3 protein-coding genes are annotated in these 4,296 nt (G+C 37.0%); 2 read left to right on the top strand and 1 reads right to left on the bottom strand.

Going from position 1 to position 4,296, the window contains the following annotated elements; translation table 11 throughout:
* Positions 1-130 precede the first annotated feature (130 nt).
* Positions 131-1,552: an aldehyde dehydrogenase family protein gene (locus tag ACIR131C_RS0115500; RefSeq protein WP_028090936.1), complete on the bottom strand. Its 1,422-nt coding sequence runs from the start codon at positions 1,550-1,552 to the stop codon at positions 131-133.
* 165 nt (positions 1,553-1,717) lie between these two features.
* On the opposite strand from ACIR131C_RS0115500, the gene ACIR131C_RS0115495 reads away from it, so the two are divergent.
* Positions 1,718-2,581, top strand: a complete 864-nt coding sequence (locus tag ACIR131C_RS0115495) for an isocitrate lyase/PEP mutase family protein (protein WP_028090935.1) — start codon at positions 1,718-1,720, stop codon at positions 2,579-2,581.
* Between the two features lie 132 nt (positions 2,582-2,713).
* A complete protein-coding gene (locus ACIR131C_RS0115490) occupies positions 2,714-4,075 on the top strand; it encodes an NAD(P)/FAD-dependent oxidoreductase (protein ID WP_028090934.1) in 1,362 nt (453 codons plus the stop codon).
* Positions 4,076-4,296 lie beyond the last annotated feature (221 nt).

Below are 4,296 nucleotides of genomic sequence, written 5' to 3'. Positions count from 1 at the left end.
ATTTATTCCTGAACTTGTTTTTTTTGAGGGATAAATCCCTCACTACGGTAGTCAGGAATTTATCCCTGAACTTCTTTTTTTTTGAGGGATAAATCCCTCCAGTCCTATATGTTAAATCATCCTCAACTACTTAATCATTATTATTAAACCACCAAGGATCTTTATTAGAGTTAGTTTTCATCAAAAATGCCTTTTTTCGTAAGAAGCGATTTAAACCCATTGTACCAATCCGTGAACCTCCCAAACCAGAAAATTTAAAAGCATTTCTATCTCCTTCATTAATTAATGAACTTAAACCAGCATCATTAATACTAATAATACCAGCTTCTATTTGATTGGCAACTTCTATTGCTAATTCGTCTGATTCTGCAAATACAGCAGCACTAAGTCCATAAATAGAATCATTGGCTAAATTTATCGCTTCTTCAATATTAGCAAAAGACATCACAGGCATAATTGGTCCGAATGTTTCTTCAGTCATTATTTGCATGGAATGGTTAACTTGAGTGATAACTGTAGGACGACACCACCAACCCCCACCTAATTCTTCTACTTTACCACCACAGTGAATTAATGCCCCTTTTAAGATAGCATCTTGTAAATGATCATTAATAATGGCTGCTTGTTTTTCGGAAATAATTGGACCAATTTCACCACTGTCAATAGTTGGGTAGGCTAGTTTTAATTGATGGGCTTTAGTCACTAATTGATGATAAAATTCTTCAAATATAGATTCAGCAACATAAATTCTTTCAATGGCTGAACATGACTGTCCGGTATTAGTTACAGAAGCCCATAAAATTGCTGAGGTTGCTAAATCTAAATCCGCTGATTCTAAAACAATAGCTGGGTCTTTTCCTCCCAATTCTAAAAAAGCTGGAATAAAATTAATTGCAGCATTTTCAGCGACTAAACGCCCAGTTTCTACACTACCTGTAAAACAAATTAAATCTACATCTTCAATTAAAGCTGCTCCTGTTTGTGATCCTCCTTCCACAAAATTTAAAACCTCTCTTAATTGGGGTATATTGTTTACAGTAGTCATTAAAGGAGCGACAAAACGAGGAGTTATTTCACTGGGTTTAACTATAACAGCACAACCAGCTAATAAAGCAGGAATTGTATCAATGGTAGACAAAGATAGGGGAAAGTTCCAAGGACTAATTACGCCAACAAGAGGATAAGGAACAGCAGTTTGTTGTAAGGAAATAAAAGGAATAGATGTATTTTTTGCTGTACTTTGTAGTAACTGTGGAGCTAAATTACACCATTTATCAATATTAGCAATAAATGAATCTATTTCCATGATTGATGTTGATAATCTACCCGTATCACTAACTAAAGCTTCTGTTAATTGAGTCCGTTCTGATAATATAGCTTGTTTCCATTGTTTTAAAGCTGCAATTCTTTCCTCAACTGCTAATTTTTGCCAGATAATTTGTCCTCTTCGCAGTCTGTGACACTGCTGGGAAAGTAATTTTGGTGGTGGAGGAACAATGACATAATCAAATTTACCTGTGCGGGGGTTGCGAACTTCTATGGGTTTACTCATTTGTGATTAATTTAAATGTGAATTTAAAAATATTTAATTTGATTTCGCGCCAAGGAGCAAAGGAGCAAAGACGCAAAAAAGAAATACAATCAATATTGTAGATTTCCTAAAACGTTTTTACAGTATTTATTGTATTCTGAAAATAGTCCATTTATGGTTACTTGTATGTTGGCTGCTCAAAAACTGCGGGAATTACTCGCACTTCCTGAAATTATCGTTATTCCCGGTGTTTATGACTGTTTGAGTGCAAAATTGGTAGAAAAAGCGGGTTTTGATGTCGCTGCTACTAGCGGTTTCGGTATTGCTGCTTCTACCTTGGGTTTACCTGACTATGGTTTTCTCACGGCTACGGAAAATTTTTACAGTATCGGCCGGATAGCTAGGTCAATTAATATACCTTTAATTGCTGATTGTGATACGGGTTATGGTAATGCTTTAAATGTCATGCGAACCGTCAAAGATGCGGTTCAATTGGGTTTAGCAGGAATAATTTTAGAAGACCAAGAATGGCCGAAGAAATGCGGTCATTTTGCGGGTAAACGAGTGATTTCTGCAACTGAACACGCGGGAAAAATCCGGGCTGCGGTAGAAGCACGAGGTGATAGTAGTTTGGTGATTATAGCTCGAACTGATGCCCGCGGTCCTTTGGGTTTAGCAGAAGCTATTCATCGTGGTCAATTATATATTAATGCTGGTGCTGATGTGTTGTTTGTGGAAGCTCCCCAATCTGTGCTAGAGTTGCAAACTATAGCCGCTGCTTTTCCTCATGTACCATTAGTTGCAAATATTGTTGAAGGTGGTAAAACTCCGCCAATTTCTCCTCAAGAATTGCAAAATTTGGGGTTTAAAATTGTCTTTTTTCCCCTGACTGCACTTATGGCTGTCACTGAAGTCATGAATGTGTGTTTCCGTCATTTGAAAGCACAGGGAAATACTGATAATTTACCCGGTTTGATGAATTTCCAAGATTTTCAAGAACTTATGAATGTTCCTGAATATTTAGCTGTAGAACAGGAATATCAGCCATGACTGAATATTAGTAACCTTGACTACTTTTAGTATTTTGTCAAGTGTTCTTAATAAACGGCAAAATATATTATAATATTGTTACATATTTGTTAAGAAAGGTTACACGACTCTTAACAAAAGGAAATATTGTTTATGGTTGTTCCACGCGAAAATAATGCACCACATGAGGTTGTTATCATTGGTGGTGGGTTTGGTGGATTGTATGCGGCAAAGGCCTTGGCTAATACCAATGTAAATGTGACTCTGATTGATAAACGTAATTTTCACTTATTTCAGCCGCTTTTATATCAAGTTGCCACAGGTACATTATCACCTGCTGATATTTCCGCACCATTACGATCTGTATTCAGCAAAAGCAAGAATACAAAAGTGTTTTTGGGAGAAGTAAGTGATATTGACCCCAAAAAACAACAAGTTATTTTAGGCGATGAAATCATACCTTATGATACATTAATTGTCGCCACAGGTGCTAACCATTCTTATTTTGGTAAAGATCACTGGAAAGAATTTGCTCCTGGTTTGAAAACTGTGGAAGATGCGATAGAAATGCGGCGGCGGATATTTTCAGCATTTGAAGCAGCAGAAAAAGAAACTGATCCCAAACAACGCCAGGCTTTCTTGACTTTTGTGATTGTAGGCGGAGGTCCAACTGGTGTAGAATTAGCAGGTGCGATCTCCGAATTGGCATACAAAACTCTGAAAGAAGATTTCCGCAACATTGACACATCAGAAACAAGAATTTTACTATTACAAGGAGGCGATCGCATTCTCCCACATATTGCCCCAGTATTATCCAAAGTAGCAGCAGAATCTTTGCAAAAATTGGGCGTAATTATTCACACTAACACCAGAGTAACAAATATTGAAAATAATATTGTTACTTTTAAACAAGGCGATGAAATCACAGAAATTCCCTCAAAAACTATATTATGGGCTGCGGGTGTTCAAGGTTCAGCTATGGGGAAAGTTCTAGCACAAAAAACAGGTGTAGAGTGCGATTTCTCTGGCAGAGTAATTGTAGAACCAAACTTAACCATTAAGGATTATAAAAACATTTTCGTAATTGGAGATCTAGCGAATTTCTCCCATCAAACGGGTAAACCTTTACCAGGTGTTGCACCCGTAGCCAAACAACAAGGAGAGTATGTAGGTGGACTAATTCAACTACGGCTTCAAGGTCATACTTTGCCAGAATTTCATTACACTGACGTGGGTAGTTTGGCAATGATTGGGCAAAATTTAGCCGTAGTAGATTTAGGTTTTGTTAAACTTACAGGTTTCCTAGCTTGGGTATTTTGGTTAATAATTCATATCTACTTCTTAATCGAGTTTGACACTAAAATAGTAGTCGTAATTCAATGGGCGTGGAATTATATTACTCGTAATCGTCGCTCTCGATTAATTACAGGTAAAGAAGCCTTTTTGGAATCACAACCTGTTAACAATAACAGTCCTTACCAAGCTACAGAAAATAAGCAACCAGTCAAACTCTAGGATTTTTGTTTTTTAGCTGGTAAGCTGTTAAGCGCCTAAATTGTATAATCCTAAAATGGTTAAGTTTTCTGGGGTGGGCATACTTCGACAATCTCAGTACAAGTTTTGCCCACCAGACTTATACAAATTTGTTCAAGCTGGTTTTGTGGCTTTATTAACCCACATTCCGCACCCTGAACTGTCACAGATCAAAAAAGCAGAGCTAGTAGTACATAATAACT

Source organism: Dolichospermum circinale AWQC131C (genome assembly GCF_000426905.1).
GTDB lineage: Bacteria > Cyanobacteriota > Cyanobacteriia > Cyanobacteriales > Nostocaceae > Dolichospermum > Dolichospermum circinale.
Note: the sequence above shows the minus strand (reverse complement) of the source record. Positions and strands in the feature narration are given on the sequence as shown.